This is a genomic window from Luteibacter aegosomaticola (assembly GCF_023078475.1).
Classification (GTDB): Bacteria; Pseudomonadota; Gammaproteobacteria; order Xanthomonadales; family Rhodanobacteraceae; genus Luteibacter; species Luteibacter aegosomaticola.
Genome location: NZ_CP095741.1, coordinates 4,431,018 through 4,452,315, shown reverse-complemented (window position 1 = coordinate 4,452,315; position 21,298 = coordinate 4,431,018). Strand labels below are relative to the sequence as shown.

The following is a 21,298-nucleotide window of genomic DNA, read 5'->3' as shown; positions in this document are numbered from 1 at the left end:
GACGATCATGGCGACGTCGCGCCTGCCGGGCCTGGATGTGTTGCGGGCCGCGGCGATCCTCGCCGTGCTCGGCACCCATGCCTGGGTCGCCGGTGGCATGGGGCCCGGCTTCGATTGGCTCGATAGCTACGGCTGGATGGGCGTGGACCTGTTCTTCGTCCTGAGCGGCTACCTGATCGGTCGGCCCTTCCTGGCCGCGCTGGCCCGCGGTGATCGCCCCAGCCTCCGCGATTTCTATCGGCAGCGTGCGTATCGCATCCTGCCGGCGTACATCGTCGTGCTCCTTTTGTACTTCCTGATCCCGGGCTTTCGCGAAGCCCCTGCGATCCAGCCGCCGTGGCAGTTCCTTACCTTCACCGTGAACCTGCTGATCGAGCCCGGCGTGCAGCACGCCTTCTCATCGGTGTGGTCGCTCTGTGTCGAAGAGCACTTCTACGTCGTATTCCCGTTGCTGGCGATCGCACTGGCACCGATCGCCACCGGGCGGCGCGTCCTGGGCCTGGCCATCGTCGTCATGCTCGCCGGTTGCGCGTGGCGTGCCTATGCGTGGCATGCATGGGCGCTACCGCCGACGCCTCGCGAACCGGTCTGGCACATGGACCCGGCGCGCTACATGCAGTGGGTCTACTACCCCAGCTACGCCAGGCTCGATGGCCTGCTCTGCGGTGTGCTGCTCGCAGCCATCCACGTATACCGCCCGGCGCTGTGGCAGCGCATCCAGGATCGCCCGCACGCGGTCGGCCTGATCGGCGTGGCCCTTGTCGGCATCAGCGTCGTGATGGTCGCGGACATCTTCACCTTCGTCGCGAGCGTTCCTGCCTTCCCGCTGCTGGCGATCGGCCTGGCCTGCATCGTCGCCAGCGCGACAAGCCCTCGCTCCCTGCTTGCCAGGGCGCACATCCCCGGCGCCCGCTGGGTCGCCGCGATCTCGTACAGCCTGTACCTGATTCACAAGGCGATGTTCAAACTCGTTTACACCCACCTGCCCGAGAGCCTCTTGCATCGGGGGCTGCTGACGTTTCTTTGTAGCGCGGTCGTGGCGGTGCTGGCTGGGGCGCTCTTGCACTATGCCGTCGAAAAGCCGTTCTTGAAGTTGAGAGAGGCGAGGCGGATGGCTCCGCGTCAATCCGTAGAAGCGGCGGCTTAGCGGATTAGCAGGGTTGTGCTGATCGAGCAGATGCGTGAGCAGGTGCAGAACATCGCGTAAGGCGTCATCGTGATGCCGCGATCGCCGCGCTGGATCCTCTCTTCAACTGCGAACCATTCGCATTTACAATGGCCGGCATGTCCGCCCGGCCTTATCCCTCTCCGGCTCCCAGCCACGTCGCGGCGCGGCGTATCTATGGCGAGCACCATCCCTGGCTGTTGCAGCGGCTGCATGCCCGCCTGCAACACCGGCAGGATGCCGAGGACCTCACGGCGGAAACCTTCGTCCAGCTGCTGGCGCAGCCCGATCTCGGCAGCATCCGGGAGCCACGGGCGTTCCTGACCACGCTCGCGCGGCGCCTGCTTTTCCACTTCTGGCGCCGTCGCGACCTGGAGCAGGCCTATCTCCAGGCCGTCCGGCAGATCGCCGACACGCACGCCATCGCGGCGGATGAGCAGGCCATGCTCACCGAGGCTCTCGTGCAGATCGACCGCGCGCTCGACGGCCTTTCAGCCACCGGCCGCAAGGCGTTCTTGCTGAGCCAGCTGGATGGCCTGACCTATGCGCAGATCGCCGCCCGGTTGAATATTTCCGTGATGACGGTGCGCCGCTATGTCGCGCGCGGCATCGCATGTTGTTGCGCGGCCAACCCGTGAAGTCGCATGACGCCACGACTCGTCAGGCGATCGACTGGGTCGTGCTGTTCGGTTCGGGCGACGCCACTGTCGCCGACCAGCAGCGCTTCGATGCGTGGGTGGCGATGGACCCGGGCCACCTTTCGGCGTGGGAGCGCGTCAGCCGCGCGTTGAACGACACGCTGGCGCCGCTACGCCCTGACAGCCGACACGGCGAGACCTCCGTGCAGGCGTTACGGCAGGCCCTGATCAAAGCCCCGTCGCGGCGGCGCTTCCTGCGGGGCAGCCTTGCCATCGCGGGCATCGGCGTGGGCGGCGGGCTGGTGCTGACGGCTAACCGCTGGATGGACGGCTGGGGCGCCTCACTCGCTACGGATACCGGCGAACGCCGCCGCTTCGCCTTGCCCGACGGAAGCTCGGTGTTGTTGAACGCCCGTTCGCGCGCCGTCCCCCATGTCACCGCCACCTCCCGTGCGCTCGACCTCGAGCGAGGTTCCGCCCTGGTCGATGCCACCTCGTGGCATGCGCCCTTCCTGGTGCGCAGCGCCGGCACCCGTGTCGTCAGCCACGGCGGCCAGTTCATGGTGCAGCTTGAGGACGCGCGCAGCCTGGTGGCCGCCATCCGGCAGCCCCTGGTGGCCACGGCGCCCAATGGCCATGCCATCACCCTGCAGCCGGGCTCCTCCGTATGGCTGGGGGAAGGAGGTGTCGATCCGGCGGACAACGATGCGAGCGCCCTCGCCGCCTGGCAGCGCGGCGTGCTTGAAGTGGGTAACCAGTCGCTCGGGCAGGTCATCGATGCGCTCCGCCCGTACCGCAGTGGTCTCGTTCGGGTGGATCCCCTCGCGGCGCGTCTGCGGGTGATGGGGCTCTTTCCCCTGGATGACACCGAGCGGGCCCTCGACATGCTGGCGGCGACGTTGCCTATCCGGGTCGAGCGCTATAGCCGCTGGCTCACCCTGGTGGAACCGCGCGACGAGAGCGCCACGGCCTGAACACTTTTGCGTGGCTCGTTACACATGGCTTGCGACGTACCTCTTGTTTCCTCTCCGCGAGCTCATCCATGCCACGATATCCACGCCGCCCGGCGCGCCTGCGCGCCCTGTCCTTTAGCGTTGCCCTGTGCCTTTCCTGCCGCCTGATGGCGCAGGACGCACCAGCGTATGACTTTGACCTGCCGGCCGCACCGCTCAGCACGAGCCTGATGCGCATCGCCAGCACCAGCGGGCATCTGCTCTCGGTCGATCCCGCTGTGCTGGAACACCGTCAGGCGGCGCCCGTCCATGGCCACTACTCCGGCGTAGCGGCCGCCGAAGCCGCGCTCGCTGGGAGCGGGCTGGCGCTGCAAACTACGGCCGATGGGGCCTGGACGGTCGGGCCGGCCGCCGCCGTGCCCAGTCATGCCGCGCCGCCGAAAGCACCTGCGCCGGGACCCGCGGCGCGCACCTCGACGCGCACGCTCGAGGGCATGCAGGTCTACGGAAGCTACGAATCGGGCTACGCGGCCAGCACGTCCCGCGCCGGCACGAAGACCGACGCCAGCCTGCTCGAAACACCCGAGGCCATTTCGGTGGTCACGCGTAGCCAGATGGATGCCCAGGGCGTGCAGAACGTGCCGCAGGCGCTGCGTTACGCGCCGGGCATCCTCACCGCCCAGCGTGGCTTCAGCCAGGATGGCGGTGGCCAGGAAGAGATGTACGTGCGTGGCTTCCTCGTCGATCAATACCTCGATGGCCTGCGCCTGCCCAGCCGTTCCGTCGCTTCGTACGGCGCATCCGCCGTCGATCCCTATGCGCTGGAACGCGTGGAACTGGTGCACGGCCCGGCCTCGGTTCTGTACGGGCAATCGAGCCCGGGTGGCCTGGTGAATCTCGTCAGCAAGACGCCCACGGATACACCGTTGCATGAGGTGGGTATCCAGACGGGTAGCTACGCACGCAAGCAGCTGCAATTCGATATGAGCGACGCCCTGTCGGACAGCGTGGATTACCGGCTCGTCGGCCTTGGCCGCAGCTCCAACACCCAGGTCGACCATGTGCAGGACAAGCGCGTCCTGCTCGCCCCCTCCGTGCGCTGGCGCGCTACTGACGCCACGGTGCTCACCGTGGTCGCCGGCTATCAGCACGATCCGGATGCGGGCTACTACAACACCTTGCCCTATGTCGGCACCGGCAAGCCCGCACCCTTCGGGCGCATCTCCAGCCATCTGGATCCGGGCGACCCGGATTTCGATGAGCACCGCCGCACCCAGTACTGGCTGGGCTACCGCCTGGAGCATGCGTTCAACGACAGCTGGAAGTTCGTCCAGAGCGCGCGTTACATGGATAACCGCGACACGTTGCAATCCGTGTTTGCCAACGGCTGGGCGTGGAATGACGGCAGCTTGGATAACCACACGCTCGGCCGCTACGCGCTTGCGATGCACGAGGCGACGCGCACGCTCACGGCGGATAACCAGCTCCAGGGGCACTTCGACACGGGGAGCGCCACCCACGAAGTCCTCGTCGGCGTCGACTACCAGCGCACGCTGTATCGCCAGGGCTATGGCTACAACTGGTTTGGCGTTCCGGGCCTGGACGTACTCGCCCCGGCGTATGGGGCAGCTATCGATGTCCCGGAGAACACCGCCGACCAGCACACGCGCCTTTCGCAGAGCGGCATCTATGCACAGGATCTGATTCGCTGGGGCCATTGGCGCGCTCTGGTGGCCGGGCGCGAGGATTGGGCGAAAGCCGATACGACCGATAGCATCGCCGGCACCGCGGTCGACCAGTCCAAGCACAAGTTCACCACCCATCTTGGCCTCACCTACGTCACGGACATCGGTCTCGCGCCGTACCTGAGCTATGCCACGTCGTTCCAGCCCCAGGCCACGGCGTCGCTGGAAGGGGGCGGTACCCCCGCACCCACGACGGGCAAGCAGTACGAACTGGGCGTGAAGTACCAGCCCGTGGGCAAGCAGAGCTTCATGAGCCTGGCGGCGTACCACCTGGTGCAGCAGAACGTGCTCACCACCGATCCGCTGACGCTCCTGCAATACGTGACGGGCGAAGTGCGTTCGCGTGGCATCGAAGCCGAGGCACACGCGCAGATCACGGACTCACTGGCCGTCATCGGCAGCTACACGTGGCTGCAGCAGCTCAACACGCGTACGCGTGAGCCGGACGAGCTGGACAAGCGGTCCATCGGCATTCCGCGCAACACCGCCGCCTTGTGGCTGGATTACCACTTCCAGGAAGGCGCGTTGCAAGGCCTTGGCGTGAGCCTCGGTGGCCGTTACGTGGGTGGCAGCTACGGCGATGCGGCCAATACCTTCACCACCCCGTCCTATGCCGTGCTGGATGCAGGCATGCGCTACGAGCGGCAGGGCTGGGACTATTCGCTCACGGTGTCCAACCTGAGCGATCGTCGCTACGTGGCTTCGTGCCTGTACTCGCAGAGTGCGTGCAACTTCGGATCACGCCGCAGCGTGCTCCTGGGCGCGAACTACCGCTGGTGAGCGCATGAGCCTCTCGGTACGCCGCTGGTCGGCCATCCACCGCTGGAGCAGTCTCGCGTGCACCGCGTTCCTGCTGCTGCTCTGTGTGACCGGCCTGCCGCTCATCTTCCATGATGAGATCGACGCATGGGTGTCGCCACACCACTATGCGCCGGTACCGGATGGCGTGAAGCCAGCCAGCCTGGACACGCTGGCCGCCGCGGCGCGCCACCTGTACCCGCGGGACGTTATCGCCTCCATGCAACTGGACGATGACGAACCGCAGGTGCTGGTCTGGATGGTGCCGTCGTTTGCCGCGATGAAGGCGGATTTCACCGTCATGCATGCGATTCGCTTCGATGCGCGAACCGGTGCGTTCCTTGAAGCGATGCCTTCGCGGGCCAGTGAGACGGGAACGTTCACCGGCCTGATGCTCGCCCTGCATACCTCGCTTATGCAGGGCGCGGCGGGCGAGTGGTTCCTGCTCGGCATGGGGTTGGTCTTCCTGCTTGCGCTGATCTCGGGCGTGGTGGTGTACGACCCTTTCATGAAGCGGCTTCGCTTCGGGGAAGTTCGCCATGACAAGGCGCGCCGTGTCCGTTGGCTGGATCGGCATAACCTGCTCGGCATCAGCACGCTCGCGTGGGCGTTCCTGGTGGGTTTGACCGGCGCGATGAACGAGCTCTCCACGCCGCTGTTCCAGTCGTGGCAGCAACACGATGTGATGCCCTTCCTCGCCACGCATGTGCCGCCGCCGGGCGAAGGCCGCGTGGCCATCGCGACGTTTCAGGATGCGTTGGAGAGCACGAAGCGAGTCGCGCCCGATGCGGCGATCCTGAGCATCGCTTTTCCGGGAAACCCCTTTGGAAGCCCTTATCACTACCTCGCATGGACGCAGGGCAACGAGCCGCTGACGTCGCATCTCCTCACGCCGGTGCTCATCGATGCGCATACCGGCAGCGTCGCGGCAATGCTCAGCATGCCCTGGTACCTGCGTACGCTTGAGATCGCCAGGCCGGTGCACTTTGGCGACTACGGTGGCATCGCCATGAAGGTGCTTTGGGCGGTGCTGGATATCGTCACCATCGTCGTTCTGGTTAGCGGCCTCTATCTGTGGCTCGCCAAGGGCCGCCGCCGTGCGGGTCGCGAACCTGGTTCTGCGCAGGAGGTTTCGACGTGAGCGGCCCTTCGATCTGGCGTATACCGGTGGTGTTGAACGTGGCGATCGTGTGCGGCCTGGCCTGGGCGTTGCTCGCGAACGGATGGCTGGCCAAAGCGCTCGCAACGGCCGTCACGGCCGTGCCGGTGGGGGTTGTGGTCTATCACGTGGCGAGCCGGGCTCGGCCTAGGCACAAGCGTCCCAGTTGAAAGGCTGCAGCATCTGGAGCGTCGGTACATCGATGTCCACCGACCGCCCTGCGAATGAAGATGTGCTACGTCATCTCACGTCAGCGTGCCATCGTGGTACGCCCCTCAAAGTAGCCGTCTTCAATAGCTGCTTACTTGCATTCGGATTGGCGAAATGTAGACTCCGCCTCCTGTGCAGGGATCACGCCATGTCAAAGTCCGCTCAAATAAAACTCCTGGCGATACTGGCTTTCAGCACTCCGTGCGCAGCAGCCGCGCAAGCCGGTTCTCGAGATTTGGTATCGCAGCAGGTGGCTATCAAGCTGCGCCCTTCGTATCAGAAATGCCTCGATGCTACGGGCGGCGTGACCCCCGATATGAAGAGCTGCATGAGTGCCGAGTTTGGATATCAGGACAAGCGACTGAACACGGCGTACAAGCGCCTGATGTCGTCCATGACGGCCGACGAAAAGACCGCGCTTCGTGCTGACGAGAGAGATTGGATCAAACATAAGGAATCGCAGTGCGTTCCAGATCCCGCCGGCGGCCAGGCTGAGGAGCTCGTCGCTTACGATTGTGCCGTGAATGAAACGGCCAGACGGGCGACCGCACTGGAAGGGCGGCTTCCGAAATAGAGGGGGCCTTGTGTGTCGTCAGACCTATGTGACCCTGGTCCTACGGCCGATACACTCCGGCTTACCTACCTTTGAGGAAGAACCCGATGGCGCGCGCTCCATTCTGGTCGATCGCTGCTCTGGCGGCATTCGTTGGCCTCGGTAGTGCCGTTGCGGCACCTTTGGATCAGGCGCCAAAGCCTGAAGCAGCTGCGCAGGAAGCGCTCGTGCGCACGGTCACCGCGCTGGACACCCAACTCTTTGGTACCTTCAACACCTGCGACCAGCCCGGCCAGCTGGATAAACATGCGGCCATGCTCGACCCGAACCTTGAGTTCTATCACGACAACGGCGGGGTGACCTGGACGCGGAAGGACTACGTCGAGCGCACCGGTCAGAACGTGTGCGGCCATTTCCGTCGCAAGCTGGTGCAAGGCAGTTTGCAGATTTATCCGGTCAAGGATTTCGGTGCTATCGAAGAAGGTGATCAGGACTTCTGCGACCTCAAGACCGACAAGTGCTTCGGCGCTGCGCACTTCATGATCCTGTGGCATCAGACACCGAACGGCTGGCTGGCTACGCGGGTCTTTAGTTATGGCCACCACGCGTTGTGAATGAGAAATAGAGACACTTCTGTCGTTGAAAGGATGATTAATCTCACCTAGATTCGATGGCGTGAGAACCTTCTCATGCACTGTAGGGATTTACCTACATTACGCGGGAATTCCCTGACTTACCGTCGTGGAACGCGCTCATACACTTTTGCGGGCCATCCCTGAAATCCTGGGTGGTTTTACCGAAGGAGAAGTATGAGCAGAAAGTTTGTTTTTGCGCGGCTCGCCGTGATGGCGTCGCTTGCGTTGCCTGGCATCACGTTCGCTGAGGATCGCCTCAGCGTTGCCATTGAACAGTCGCTCGATGACGCGAAGGCTGGTAGGCCTTACGTCACCGTTACCGTGACGAACGTGAGCGACGCGCCCGCCTGGTTCAATCGAGTCCATTCTCCATTTGACCTGGTTGAGGGGCATGCTGCGGGGAACTGGTTCCGGTTTGAGGGTGGGCGTGGCGCTGGTCCAGTATTCATCGGGCGACAGCAGCTCATTCGCGCGTTTTATCCGGAAGACTATGAGCGCCTCGATCCAGGTGCATCGCGATCGACGAGTTTGGATCTCAGCCCTGACTACAGGTTCCCAAATGACGGGACATACCTGGTGAGTACTGGAGTTGTCTCTTTCGACCACGTTCCCACGGATGAGGGCGATATCTCGGGCCGCCAATGGTTAAAGACGGACCTGATGGAGCTCCACGTCTCAACGGCATACGTTGGCTCATTCACGCCGCTGGCGGATAGTGTCATTCCTTGCACGGGAGAACAGGAAAAGGGTACGGGGCAGGCCTATGTGAAAGCGCTCAACATGACGAGCACCCGGGAGAGGCTTAACAAGCTTTCCTACTACTACGATCCCGTTGATCCGGATCAGCCGGACAAGCCGCCGCGAAAGCATATGAGGCGCGACGCGAAGTATGTCTATTGGCTCGGAGAATGGGATGACGACGCGCCGCAGCCTCCCGACGACGGCCACGAGGACACCGATAACGCCAAGGTCGACGCCACGGTGCACGCAACGCTCCTCCGGCTAAGAAGTGACCTCAAGATCGTTTGTGACCTTTGTCCGAAGTCTCACCCAGAAACCCGTGGGTGGGCCGATGGTGAGGGCATCGTGCACCTATGCCCTGCGAACTTTCGAGACCCAGTCATCGGCGGGATCAGTTCGCAGACGGCCACGCTGATCCACGAGGCGTCACACATCGTTGATGGCTATGGCCCGTCTACTGTGGATCTTCCTGGCGTGTATAGCCGCGAAACGGCCCACGCCTTGCCACGTCCCGAGGCCGTGAGAAGCGCCGCGAATTACGAATACTTCATCGCGAACACGCCCTTGGGGCTAGGTGCGGAAAATGCGGATATCGAGTAACTGATGTTGTCCGGGGTAGTACATAGGCTGCCCCGGATTTGGTCCGTGTTCGCTTTGTGGTATCCCGCGGCGCCCTCATTCCCTATGGATGCGCTTAACTATGGCCTCGTAGAGCGCATCTGCCAGATCCACCGGATCCGCAGCATCGGTCGCGAGATGCACCTCAGCACGCTCCGGCGCCTCGTAGGGCGAATCAATGCCAGTGAAATTCTTGATGTCGCCAGCCCGGGCCTTTTGGTAGAGGCCCTTCGGGTCGCGCAATTCGCACTCGCTGAGCGAGGCATCGACAAATACCTCGATGAACTCGCCCGCCTCGAAGCGCTCCCGGGCGAACTGGCGCTCGTTGCGGAACGGCGAGATGGCGCAGACCAGCACGATGAGCCCCGCGTCGGTCATGAGGTGCGCAACTTCCGCGAGGCGGCGGATGTTTTCCACGCGGGCTTCGGCGGTGAAGCCCAGGTCGCTGTTGAGGCCGTGGCGGACGTTGTCGCCGTCGAGCAGGTAGGTGTGGAAGCCTTCGTCGGCCAGACGGCGTTCGACCAGATTGGCGACGGTCGATTTGCCGGAGCCGGAGAGGCCGGTGAGCCACACGCATAGCGGGCGCTGCGACTTGGCGCTGGCGCGTCGCTGCTTGTCGACGTCGAGCTGCTGCCAATGGACGTTCGCTGACCGGCGCAGGCCGAAGTGGATCATGCCGCAGCCAACGGTGGCGTGGCTGGCGCGATCGATCAGGATGAAGCCGCCGAGCGTGCGGTTCTCCGAGAACGGTTCAAAGGCCACCGGCTCATCGGTCTCGACGTTGCAGTAGGCGATCTCGTTGAGTTCCACGCGAGTGGCGGCAAGGTGGGCCTGTGTCTCCGGGTCCACCTTGTGCTTGATGGTCGAGATGCGCGCGTTGACCGTCTTCGTGCCCAGTTTCAGCAGGTAGGTGCGATGGGGCAACAACGCATCGTCAGCCATCCAGACGATGTGGCAGGCGAGATGCGACGACACCTCGCACGGCGACGTAGCGGCAACGAGCACGTCGCCGCGGGTGATGTCGACCGGCTGGTCGAAGGTGAGGGTGATCGCTTGCCCGGCTTGTGCCACCGGTTGCTCAGTGCCCGCCACGAAGAGGCTGCTCACGCGAGCCGTCCGACGGCCGGGTGCCACGAGCAAGGTATCGCCCACGGCCACGCTGCCACTGGCGACGGTACCCGCATACCCGCGAAACCCATCATGCGGCCGGTTCACCCATTGCACTGGCATGCGGAACGGCCGGGCCGTGGCGGTCGGTTGTGGTACGTGCTCGAGCAAGCGAAGCAGGGGAGGGCCGAGGTACCAGGGCATGCGGGGCGACGACGCGCCTATGTTGTCGCCATCAACGGCCACGACGGGCAGCGCGTCCACCTGGCTGATGCCGACAGTCTCGGCAAAGGAGGTGTACTCCTCGACGATCCCGGCAAAACGCTCGGCCGAAAAATCGACCCGATCCATCTTGTTCACGGCCAGGATCACCTGGCGAATGCCCAGCAGGGCGCAGATCGCCGTGTGCCGACGCGTTTGCGCCAGCACGCCGTGCCGCGCATCGACCAGCACCACGGCAAGATCCGCCGTCGAGGCGCCGGTCGCCATGTTGCGCGTGTACTGCTCGTGCCCGGGGCAATCCGCGACGATGAAGTGGCGGATCGGCGTGTGGAAGTACCGGTAAGCGACATCGATGGTGATGCCTTGCTGCCGCTCGGCATCCAGCCCGTCGGTCAGCAGCGAGAAGTCGAGCTTGCCGTCCTGAGCGGTGCCGCGCACGCGGCTGTCGTGCGCCAGCGTAGCGAGCTGATCGTCGGGAATCATCCCCGCATCAAAGAGCAGCCGGCCGAGCAGCGTGCTCTTGCCATCATCCACGCTGCCACAGGTGATGAAACGAAGCGGCCCGTTCGTCATCAGAAGTAGCCTTCCTGCTTCTTGCGTTCCATGGAAGCGGCCGGATCGCGATCGATGACACGCCCCTGGCGCTCTGAGCGCCGCGAGGCCTGCATCTCCGCGATGATTTCGTCGAGCGTGGCCGCCATGGACTCAATCGCACCGGTGAGCGGATAGCAGCCAAGCGTGCGGAAGCGCACGTGGCGGGACGCCACCACCTCACCCTCGCGCAGTACGAAGCGCTCGTCATCCACCATGATCAGCGCGCCATCGCGCTCCACGACGGGGCGAGGCTTCGCGAAATACAGGGGGACCACCTCGAGTGCTTCACGGCGGATGTACTGCCACACATCCAGTTCAGTCCAGTTGGATAGCGGAAACACCCGGACGCTCGCGCCCGGATGGATATGCGTGTTGTAGAGGTTCCATAGCTCCGGCCGCTGCTGGCGCGGATCCCACCGGTGCTGGGCGGTGCGAAACGAGAACACGCGCTCTTTCGCCCGGGCGGCGTCCTCATCGCGGCGCGCTCCGCCCAGGGCGGCGTCGAATCCGTGCAGCTCAAGCGCCTGCTTCAGCGCCTGGGTTTTCATGATGTCCGTATGGACGGTGGCGCCATGGGTGAACGGCGACACGCCCTGGCGCAGGCCCTCGGGGTTCACGTGCACCAGCAGGCGGAGGTCGGCCGCGGCGGCCACCCGGTCGCGGAACGCGATCATCTCCGCGAACTTCCAGGTGGTGTCGACGTGCAGGAGGGGGATGGACGGTGCGGCGGGCGCGAACGCCTTGCGCATCAGGTGCAGGAGCACCGTGGAATCCTTGCCGATCGAGTAGAGCAGTACCGGTCGGCGGAACGTGGCGGCCACCTCCCGGATGACATGGATGCTCTCCGCCTCGAGGGCATCGAGGTGGGTGGATTCGGCACGTGCGGCGTTCGGCATGCGGAAAGGGCCCCTGGACGATCGATGGTAGCACCCGCGTGGTGCACCGCCGGACGTACACAATGTAGTCGTCTCACGTTGCTATGATCACCCCTGAAATACAGCGACATCGTCTTCGACGCCCGTGGCAGGGCGGGGCGGGTCCTGGGGGATCCGTTTTTGTCGCACGCTTATCCAACGCCGGCGAGAATGCCCGGCTTTCTGCTCGGCCTGCTCGCGCTGGGCCACTGTATGGCCTTCGCTGACCGCAGCTTGCCCGCCGTGGCCGCGCCGCTGCTCAAGGCCTCGCTGGGCCTTAGCGATACGCAGCTGGGCCTGCTCGATGGTCCGGCGTTCGTCGCCTTATATGTGGTGGGTATGCTCGCCAGCTGGCCGATGGCCCGTTCGCGGCATCGGCTGTACCTGGCGGCTGGCTGCATCGGCTCATGGGTGGCCGGGATGCTGTTGTTCGCCGTGGGCACCGAGATCGGTGTGTTGGTGGCGGGCCGCGCGCTCATGGGTTTGGGCCAGGCCGCGTATATCCCGTTGGCGCTGGGCCTGATCGTTGAACAAGCCGCGCCCCTGCAGCGCGGGCGCACGATGGCCGTGTTTACCGCCGCCTCCGTGGTCGGCCGCGGCGCGGCACTGCTCGCCGGTGGCGCGCTGCTCGCGATGCTGGTGCGTTGGGCCCCCGCGATGGCGCATACCCACTGGCGCCTGCTGTTCCTGCTCATGACAGGCCCGAACCTGGTGCTCATGCTTCTGCTGCTCACCTACCGCGAACCGCCGCAGTGGGCGCCCGCGGCGCCGCCGAAGCACTTCGCCGGCATCCTTGCGACCGTGCGCGAGCGCCCCGGGCTGGTGGCGGCCTATCTATGCGTGGCGGCGGCGAGCGTGCTGGTCACGCAGACCCTTGGCGCGTGGGCACCTTCGGTCCTGCAGCGCGAGCACGGCCTGTCGCCGGGCACGGCGGCGTTTACCTTCGGGGCCGCATTGCTGGTGGCGTCGCCACTCGGGCACTTTCTTGCCGGCACGCTGGTGGACCGGCGCAGCCCGCGCCTGACGCCGCTGGCGATCGCCGCCGGCGCCCTCGCGCTCGTGGTGCCGCTGATGCGCCTGCTGCCGGAGGCGTCGTCGGCCTTCGCCGCCTGCGGACTGCTGGCATTGGCTTCGCTGGCCGGTGGCACCGCCGCGGTCGCCGCACTGGCGGGCTTGCCGCAGATGCTCTCCGGCGCGGCGCGCGATGCCGGATTGCGCCTGTTCCTGGCTTTCGTCACCGTGGTGGGCGCCGGGCTCGGTCCGCTCATGGCGGGCGTGGTCAGCGACCAGCTGGGTGCGGGGGGTAGTGGCCTGTCGGAAGCCTTGTTCGATGTTTGTGCAGCAGCGGGTGCCGTGGGCATCGCCGCCGCCGCCGTCGCCTCGCGGAGCTGGCGGCGCGCCGTTGCCGGGGTGACGGGGTGAGCGACCTGTTCGCGTTCGATAGCGCCGGCATGACGTCCGACGATGCGTTCGCTGAGTATCGCCAACTTTATGCGTCCGGCTCCGACGTCGAACGCCTTGGCTCCCCCTTCTTCGCTCGTGTGCGTAGCTGGCGGCTCGATCGCTACCTGCTATTCGCCCGCGACTACGGTGGCGTGCGCCACCACCGCAGTACGCGAATCACCAGCGATGGCTTCGATCATTTCGTGTTGCACCATGTCGTCAGCGGCAAGCTCTCCGGTGGTCGCTTCGGTGAGCCCATGCCGGTGTTGCCGGGCGAGACGCTGGTGCTCGACACCCGCGAGCCCATGGAAAGCGGTGCGGCCTCCGTCGAGCTGATCACGGTGTCGCTCGCACGCGATGCGATGCTCGCGGCGGTCGGTGACGTGAGCGGCCTGCATGGCCACCGCATTTCCGCGCAGGACGGTGCGCTGTTTGGCTCGTTGCTGCGTGAGCTGGTTCGCCAGGCCTCGTATCTCGCGCCAGCCGCGCATGCCGCGATCACGCGCACCCTGGTCGACCTGATCTCGGTCGCGATCCGCCCCGCCGGTTCGGCGGCCCGTTCGGACTTCTACAGGCAGGAACACGTGCGCCGGGAGACCGTGCGCCGTGTGGTGGATACGCACGTGGGTGACGCGAGCCTCTCCGTGCAGGACATCCTCGCCGCCACCGGCATGTCGCGGGCCGCGTTGTACCGCCTGTTCGAACCGCAGGGCGGCGTCGCGCGTTTCATCCAGATGTGCCGTGTGGAGCAGTTGCGTCGGCGCCTCGACGATCGCGGGCTGGATGGCGTCCCGCTCGCCGAGCTGGCACCGCAGGTGGGCTTCTCCAGCGAAAGCCATGCGGGCCGCCTGTTCAAGCAGGCCTTCGGTATCTCACCCGGCGCGTACCGGGCCGCCAGCATCAGCGGCGCGCGGTCGTCTTCCGTCGAGATGATGGTCCGGCTGTGGGATAGCGCCCTCAGCGAACTGGCCTAAAGGCGGAAGGGCGCTCTGGTACGAGCGTCCCAACAATGGGACAGCCAGATATGTGCGGGCTCCTACCGGACCCGTAGCATCGCGTTTGCCCGAAAAAGTGATAACCACGTCACAAAATGGGGTGCTCAGTCTCACGCAGGGTTGAGCCACGGGCGGCGTCGCGCCTCTCGAGGGGAACGACGAATCGCCGGTTCACGAAGCACTTCGGATATGCAACGAACAACTCACTCTCCGCAGCATCCCCAGGCGCAGTACACGGTGCGCTGGGTCTTCGGCCAGCTCTCGGCGGCACGCCGCCAGGCCATCGTCGCGTTCTGGGTGCGCGAAGACGCCATCCAGTGTGCGGAAGAAGCATGGCGGCGCGCGTGGGAGGTGGCGTGCGTGCTGGAAGAAGCAGGCACGGGAGCGATCGCTGGTGTCTGCACGGTAGCCATCGGTTTCGACGAGACGCAGCGGAGCTTCGGCTTCGCCCGCATCTTTATCGGCAAGCGGCATCGCCACGCGGGCTTGGGTGTGCGGATGGGCCAGCGCATGATCGAAGGCTTCGAAGTGCTGGCGTATGAACCCGGTGCGCCGTACCGCCTGCTCGCGGGCATCGAGAACCCGAAGCTCGAAGCACGCGGTGGTCAACGCTTGCTGGCCAGCCTCGGCTTCACTGTGATCGGCAAGACCGCCGAAGGCGGCATGCTCGTAGAGCGCCTGCTCGCGAGCCATCCGGACCGCATCGAGGTCGCGTGATAACGGCCGCGGCACGATGCGGCATGTGCCCAAGGTCATGGCCGTCGACGTGTAGACGTCCATAAGGCCGAAAGTGTTACCCACGTCACTCCCTCGCATATCAGCCTAGTTTTCGCTGATGTGATGTGCGTGCGTGTAAGCCGCGTGTCATCGACTCCCATCAAATTAGATCGATCTAAACCGATGCGAGAGCGACCTGATGCGATTTGTTCGTATGCCGTCCCGTGCCCCGGGAAAGGCTTTGCTTGCCATGGCGATAGGCCTGGCACTGGCTACCCCGCATGCCCGGGCTGGCGACACGGATGCCGCGACGAACGCCGATACGGCGGCTGACGCTAACGCATCGAAGAAGAAGCCATCGAAGGACACGACCACGCTGGATGGCGTGAGCGTTGCCGCCACCACGGTGGTGAACGACAACGAGCTGGCGAAGAAAAAGAACGCCAGTGTCCTGGTCGACTCGATCGACCGCGACAGCATCCAGGTGCACGCGCAGGAGGATTCGGTGGCCCAGCGCCTGCTGCTGGCGCCGGGCGTCAGCGTCACGCGAGATGAAGACCAGCCGCGCTATATCACCGTGCGCGGTATCGAATCGAACCTCAACAGCACCACGCTCGATGGCATGACGATGGCCTCCGTGGGTGATGAGGGCGGCGGTGCCCGCTCGATCAACCTGCAGCTTATCCCCAGCGATATCGCCGACCGCATCGACGTCTACAAGACGTTCTCGGCCGAACAGAACCCGGACGGGATTGGCGGCGCGATCAACCTGGTAAGCAATAGCGCGTTCGATTTCGCAAAGAACTCGCTGCATATCGATGCCAACGTGAACCACCACGACCTCGAGAACGACAACGGCCACAACGCCCAGCCGAAGACCCGTTCCCTGTTCGGCGATGGCGTGAACGCGAAGTACTCCACCATCTTCGGCAGCAATGACGAGTTCGGCATCACCGTCTCCGCGCGCCACCAGGAATACAACGCGAACCAGAACAAGCTGTTCCAGACCACCCAGTACTTCTACAACGATGCGGGCGCGAACATCTCAGGACCCAACGCGGCCAGCGGCTGGAACGGCCTTGCCGCGCCCTACAACGTGGCGTATTACGCCGATAACCGCCGGATCAAGACGTACGGCGGCTCGGTGAAGCTCGAGTGGTGGCCGTCCAACGGCCCGCTGAAGGCTTCGCTCATGGCGTTTGGCTACGGCATGGAAGAGCAGCGCACGGAGAATGGCTATGAGTTCGATGCGGCCAAGTCGGTCGCGAACCAGACGGCCATCTCCGGCAGTACGCCCCTCCAGTCGCTCAATGTGATCTTCGGTAACAAGAACTGGGCGCGTAACAATCGTGGCCTCATTGGCAATGTCGAATGGCGCGAGGATGACTCGGTGCTGCGTTTCACGGCCGGCTACACCCGTGACCGGGTGAACGTCGACCAGGCCAACATGAAACTGACGGCTACGCCGAACGGCGACCCGACGATGAACTACGCCTCGGATAGCCGCGGCGAGATCTTCAACATGACCTCGCTGGCCGATCCGTCGATCATCACCAACTCGGTCTACAAGGTGAGCAGCGCCAACCAGCAGCAGACCCAGGCCACGGCCGGCCTTGGCGATGTGCGCCTGGACTTTGCCAAGAATATCGAGGCGGGCGCACAGGGCTTCGGCCTGGCTGCGGGCGCCGAATACAAGCTGATGAACGTCGCGACGGACTACACGCAGACGATCTACGGCACCGGCACCAACCTCAGCAACACCGTGTACAACCCGGGCTGGAACTATCCCAAGGCGCAGTACGCCTTGCCGTTCTTCGACCTGCCTTCGTTCCTGGCCAACGGTGGTTGGTCCACCTTGCCTGTGAACCAGGCCTCGTCGCTGTACAACAGCCTGGCTTCGGACTTTGGCTACAAGGAGAAGGTGAAGGACGCCTACCTCTCCCTACACTACGCCACGCCCATCGTCGAAGCCGTGCTCGGCGTGCGTTACGACGACACCACGTATGTGGCGGATACGCCGCAGATCAACAACGGCGTGGTCGCCGGCCGGGCCAAGAGCGATGGCAGCTACCACTACCCACTGCCGTCGCTGAACGTGACCACCCATGTCACCGATGACACCAACGTGCGCGTCAGCCTGAGCCGGACCATTGGCCGCCCGGTGCCGTCGAACATCGCGCAGGCCGAGGTCGAAACCTGCGGTGATGATGCCGAGTGCACCATCTCGCGCGGCAACCCGGCGTTGAAGCCCGAGAAGTCCTTCAACATGGACGCCTCGATCGAGCACTACTTCAACGATGGCAAGGCCTACGCCTCGCTTGCCTGGTTCAAGAAGAACATCCAGTCCGACATCGTCAGCGTCAGCGAAGAGTCGACCGATGCGCTGGGCCAGCTCGTCACGATCGTCACGCCCGAGAACGTCGACAAGTCGCAGGTTCAGGGTGTGGAGTTCTCTTTCGTGAGCCGCGACATGGATGTGTGGGGCCAGCGCTTCGATGCCATGTTCAACGCCACCCATATGGACGGCAAGATGCAGTACTCGAGCGCCAGCGGCACGCGCACGATCTACCAGCTGCTCAACCAGCCGCGGAATATCGCGAACCTGGGCCTGACCTGGCAGGTGCCGGCGCTGCGCAGCCGCCTCACCGTCACCGAGAACTTCACCGACCGCTACCTGATTACCATCGGCGCCAGTCCGTGGCAGGATCGTGGCTTCCGCCAGCGCTACGTGACGGATGCCTCGTGGGATACGACCTTCGACGACCACTGGTCGGCCTCGCTGAGCGCCGCCAACCTGTTCGGCAAGGATCAGTACGAGACCCTGGGCGACCACTACCAGTACATGCGCAACCTGAATAACTACGGCCGCACGTACTATCTCCACGTGAAGTACGACCTCAACTGACAAGGCGCCGCATGAAGATCTCGTCCCAACGTGCCCGTGGCCTCGCCACCGCTATCGCCGTGGCGCTCATCGTCGTCGCTGGCCCCGCCCTTGGCTGGGGCCACCGCGGCCACGCGGTGATTGACCGTACCGCCGTCGAAAGCCTGCCTTCGGATGGCCCGGTGTTCCTGCGCAACTACCTCAGCCTGATCGAGGATTCTTCCACGCTCCCCGATGACTGGCGCGATGACGCCACGCCGTTCTCGAAGATGGAAGAAGACCCGAACCATGGCTGGTTCCAGGAACAGTTTGCCTTCATGCATCCGATCCCGCGCTCGCGCTTCGAGTTCATCATCGCGCTGGACAAGGAGCAGCAGCGGCTGGCGGCGAAACATGATCCGGCGGCCGTGAAGACCAACGTGCGCTGGACCGGGACGTTGCCGTACGCGCTCGTCGAAGTGTATGGGCACCTGGTCACCGGCTTCCGTTCGTACCGCGAGCGCCAGGCGCACGGGGAAAGCACGGCCAACATCGAAACCGCGTGCGCGATGTACGTGGCGTGGATGGGCCACTACGTGGGCGATGGCGCGCAGCCGCTGCACGTCACGATCCACCACAACGGCTGGGAAGGCCCGGATCCGAAGGACTACACCCGTGACCCGAAGATCCACGGCCGCATGGAGAGTGGTTTCGTCGATGGCATTGGCCTGAGCGATAAGGACCTCCTGCCCAAGGTGCCCGCCGTGAACCCGCTGGATGGCGATGTCTTCGACGCCGTGCTGGCCTACCTCTCGAAGTCCGGCGAAAGCGTGGAAAAGGTCTACCAGCTCGACAAGCGCGGCGCCTGGCTTGATCCGAAAGACACCGAAGCACGCGAGCTGATTTACCAGCGCACGGCGGCTGGCGCGGCGATGTTGCGCGATCTTGTCTACCGCGCATGGAAGGAAAGTGCGTTGCCGCGCGTGCCGCACGTGCCTGGTCCCACCGATAGCGCCAACCCGGCTTACAACCCGGAGACCGGCTCCGCGCCCGCTGACCGTTCGCCCAAGGTCGGCTGACGGGGCGCGCCGCGCCGATGGAAGAGCGCGGCGAGGCCACCCAGCAAGAGCCCGAGTGCCACCACGCCACCCCAGCCAAACCGGCTCATCAGCCAGCCGCTAACGACCGTGCCGACCGCGCCGCCAAGGAAGGTGGCGGTCATGTAGAGGCTGTTGATCCGGCCTTGCGCCTTCGGGTCCACGGCGAAGGCGCGGGTCTGGTTCGAGACCAGGCCGGCCTGCACGCCGACGTCGAGCACGATGACGCCGATGACGAGCAGGGCGAGCGAAGCGTTCGCGCCCGCAAGCAGGATATAAGCGAGCGTGACGGTGCCAATGCTCAGGCCGACCACGTAACGCGTGCCCTTGCGATCCGAGATACGTCCGCCGAGTGACGCAGCGAAGGCGCCGGCCGCACCGATGATCCCGAAGCCACCCGCCCACGCACTGCCGAGGTGCCATGGCCCGTTCGCTAGCAGCGCGGCCAGGTTTACCCAGAACGCGTTGAAGCACGCCCAGAGCAAGGCCTGCACGAGCATCGATTCGCGGATGGGCCGGTTATCGCGCATCAGCGGCCATAGCGAAGTGAGCAGGCGGCCATAGGAGAGGTTCGTCGAGGGCACGCCCTTCGGCAGCATGGAGAGCGCGACGATGCCCGAAGGCACCATCAATGCGGCTTCCACGCCATACACCGCACGCCAGCCGTAGGCCTGGCCGACCGCACCGGCGATGGTGCGGCCGACGAGGATCCCGACCATGATCCCGCTCACCACCGTGCCGACGTTGCGGCCGCGCTCGCTCGGTGGCGACATGGCGCCGGCGAACGGCACGAGTTGCTGCGGCACGCAGCTGACCATGCCGATGCCGAACGACACCGCGGCCAGCGCCCAGATGTCCGGGACGAACAACGCCACGATATCGAGCAGGAAGGCGGCAACAATCTGCGCCATCACCAGCATGCGCCGGTCGTAGCGATCGCCCAGCGGGAGGAGCAGGGCCAGGCCAGTGGAGAAACCCAGCAACGCCGCGCCGGCGACGAGGTCGACCGCCGTCAGGCTGGCATGGAAGCCACCCGCGATCAGCGGCAGGATCGGCTGCACGCAATACAGGTTGGTGATCACCGCACCGGCGACCACCGCCATCATGAAAATCTTCAGCCTCACGGCACGCTCCTGGAAGGGGATGCCGGGGAAGATAGGGATGGGCGCTGGGCAAGAGAATCTGGCAGGATCGGGAAGCATTCTTCCAGAAAGTGGTAGACCGACCGTGAACCAGCTCGAATCCATGGCCATCCTGGTCGCGGTGGCCGATACCGGCAGCCTCTCGGCCGCCGCCCGCCAGCTGGGCGTGCCGCTGGCGACGGTAAGCCGCAAGGTGGCCGCGCTCGAAGCCCACCTGCATACCCGCCTGCTCCTGCGCACCACCCGCCAGCTTTCGCTGACCGAGGCGGGGGCCTCCTATGTCGCCGCGTGCCGGCGGATCCTGGAGGACGTCGGTGAAGCCGAGCGCGCGGCGAAGGGTGAGTACGCCGCGCCCCGCGGGGAAATCGTCGTCACCGCGCCCGTGGTCTTCGGCCGCCTGCATGTGGTGCCGGTCGTGGCGGCCTTCCTCGCCCAGTACCCGGAAATCGGCGTGAACCTCGTGCTCACCGACCGCATCGTCCACCTGATGGATGAGCAGGTCGACGCGGCGATCCGCATTGGCGAATTGCCGGATAGCAACCTCATGGCGATGGGCGTCGGCAACGTGCGGCGCGTGGTCTGCGGCAGCGCGCACTATCTCGACACGCACGGCACACCCCAGGCACCGCATGACCTCGCCAGGCACGAGTGCATCAGTTTCGAAGTGCTGGAATCGCAGCGGGCCTGGGTGTTCGGCGAAGGCAAGCAGCAGGTCGCGGTGCCGGTACCGTCGCGGCTCACGGTGAATACCGCCGAGGCCGCGATCGATGCGGCCCTGCTGGGTGTCGGCCTCGTGCGTGTGCTTTCCTATCAGGTCGCGGGGGCATTGCAGGCCGGCACGTTGCAGCGCGTGCTCGAACGCTACGAGGCCGCACCGCTGCCGATCCACCTGGTCCACCGCGGGCAGGCGCCACTGCCGTTGAAGCTGCGCGCCTTCCTGGATTTCGCCGCGCCACGCCTGCGCACGCGCTTGCCTGCTGGCACTTGAC

General features: G+C 65.0%; 17 protein-coding genes. 14 read left to right on the top strand and 3 right to left on the bottom strand.

Annotated features, from left to right (window positions below):
- Positions 1-7: 7 nt before the first annotated feature.
- The 8 genes from L2Y96_RS19950 to L2Y96_RS19915 all read left to right on the top strand — a co-directional run bounded on the left by L2Y96_RS19950 (position 8) and on the right by L2Y96_RS19915 (position 9,197).
- Positions 8-1,147: an acyltransferase family protein gene (locus L2Y96_RS19950; RefSeq protein WP_247329746.1), complete on the top strand. Its 1,140-nt coding sequence runs from the start codon at positions 8-10 to the stop codon at positions 1,145-1,147.
- Between the two features lie 128 nt (positions 1,148-1,275).
- Positions 1,276-1,803 carry a sigma-70 family RNA polymerase sigma factor gene (locus tag L2Y96_RS19945; protein WP_247329744.1) on the top strand — a complete coding sequence of 176 codons (528 nt, stop codon included), beginning with the start codon at positions 1,276-1,278 and terminating at the stop codon, positions 1,801-1,803.
- The gene (locus L2Y96_RS19940) at positions 1,800-2,777 is read left to right on the top strand and encodes a FecR family protein (RefSeq protein ID WP_247329743.1); all 978 of its coding nucleotides are present in this window, start codon (positions 1,800-1,802) and stop codon (positions 2,775-2,777) included. The genes L2Y96_RS19945 and L2Y96_RS19940 overlap by 4 nt, the downstream gene beginning before the upstream one ends.
- A 68-nt stretch (positions 2,778-2,845) precedes the next feature.
- Positions 2,846-5,281 (top strand): TonB-dependent siderophore receptor, encoded by a 2,436-nt coding sequence (locus L2Y96_RS19935; protein ID WP_247329740.1) that lies wholly within the window; start codon positions 2,846-2,848, stop codon positions 5,279-5,281.
- Positions 5,282-5,285: 4 nt separating this feature from the next.
- Entirely contained in the window at positions 5,286-6,440 is a 1,155-nt protein-coding gene (locus L2Y96_RS19930; protein WP_247329739.1) for a PepSY-associated TM helix domain-containing protein, read from the top strand.
- A gap of 376 nt (positions 6,441-6,816) precedes the next feature.
- Positions 6,817-7,242 carry a lysozyme inhibitor LprI family protein gene (locus L2Y96_RS19925; protein ID WP_247329737.1) on the top strand — a complete coding sequence of 142 codons (426 nt, stop codon included), beginning with the start codon at positions 6,817-6,819 and terminating at the stop codon, positions 7,240-7,242.
- Between the two features lie 86 nt (positions 7,243-7,328).
- A complete protein-coding gene (locus L2Y96_RS19920) occupies positions 7,329-7,835 on the top strand; it encodes a nuclear transport factor 2 family protein (RefSeq protein WP_247329735.1) in 507 nt (168 codons plus the stop codon).
- A 195-nt stretch (positions 7,836-8,030) separates the two neighbouring features.
- On the top strand, positions 8,031-9,197 hold the full coding sequence (locus L2Y96_RS19915; protein ID WP_247329733.1) for a M35 family metallo-endopeptidase: 1,167 nt from the start codon (positions 8,031-8,033) through the stop codon (positions 9,195-9,197).
- A gap of 75 nt (positions 9,198-9,272) precedes the next feature.
- Here the strand turns inward: L2Y96_RS19915 and cysC are convergent, their stop codons facing one another.
- Both cysC and cysD read right to left on the bottom strand, forming a co-directional pair.
- Positions 9,273-11,117 carry an adenylyl-sulfate kinase gene (gene cysC / locus L2Y96_RS19910; RefSeq protein WP_247329731.1) on the bottom strand — a complete coding sequence of 615 codons (1,845 nt, stop codon included), beginning with the start codon at positions 11,115-11,117 and terminating at the stop codon, positions 9,273-9,275.
- Positions 11,117-12,034, bottom strand: a complete 918-nt coding sequence (cysD, locus tag L2Y96_RS19905) for a sulfate adenylyltransferase subunit CysD (protein WP_247329729.1) — start codon at positions 12,032-12,034, stop codon at positions 11,117-11,119. The genes cysC and cysD overlap by 1 nt, the downstream gene beginning before the upstream one ends.
- 189 nt (positions 12,035-12,223) lie before the next feature.
- Between cysD and L2Y96_RS19900 the strand changes: the two genes are divergently transcribed.
- From L2Y96_RS19900 to L2Y96_RS19880, 5 genes are all read left to right on the top strand, one after another.
- Positions 12,224-13,474, top strand: a complete 1,251-nt coding sequence (locus L2Y96_RS19900; RefSeq protein ID WP_247329727.1) for an MFS transporter — start codon at positions 12,224-12,226, stop codon at positions 13,472-13,474.
- Entirely contained in the window at positions 13,471-14,469 is a 999-nt protein-coding gene (locus L2Y96_RS19895) for a helix-turn-helix transcriptional regulator (RefSeq protein ID WP_247329725.1), read from the top strand. Before L2Y96_RS19900 ends, L2Y96_RS19895 begins: the two co-directional genes overlap by 4 nt.
- A gap of 210 nt (positions 14,470-14,679) precedes the next feature.
- The gene (locus tag L2Y96_RS19890; RefSeq protein WP_247329722.1) at positions 14,680-15,207 is read left to right on the top strand and encodes a hypothetical protein; all 528 of its coding nucleotides are present in this window, start codon (positions 14,680-14,682) and stop codon (positions 15,205-15,207) included.
- Between the two features lie 250 nt (positions 15,208-15,457).
- A complete protein-coding gene (locus L2Y96_RS19885; RefSeq protein WP_247329718.1) occupies positions 15,458-18,112 on the top strand; it encodes a TonB-dependent receptor in 2,655 nt (884 codons plus the stop codon).
- Between the two features lie 11 nt (positions 18,113-18,123).
- Entirely contained in the window at positions 18,124-19,149 is a 1,026-nt protein-coding gene (locus L2Y96_RS19880) for a phospholipase C/P1 nuclease family protein (RefSeq protein WP_247329716.1), read from the top strand.
- Here L2Y96_RS19880 and L2Y96_RS19875 read toward each other — a convergent pair.
- Positions 19,095-20,291, bottom strand: coding sequence for an MFS transporter (locus L2Y96_RS19875; RefSeq protein ID WP_247329713.1), 1,197 nt, complete (start codon positions 20,289-20,291; stop codon positions 19,095-19,097). The two genes, L2Y96_RS19880 and L2Y96_RS19875, sit on opposite strands and share 55 nt — an antisense overlap.
- Positions 20,292-20,394: 103 nt before the next feature.
- Here L2Y96_RS19875 and L2Y96_RS19870 point away from each other — a divergent pair, with 103 nt between their 5' ends.
- The gene (locus L2Y96_RS19870; protein ID WP_247329710.1) at positions 20,395-21,297 is read left to right on the top strand and encodes a LysR family transcriptional regulator; all 903 of its coding nucleotides are present in this window, start codon (positions 20,395-20,397) and stop codon (positions 21,295-21,297) included.
- Position 21,298 lies beyond the last annotated feature (1 nt).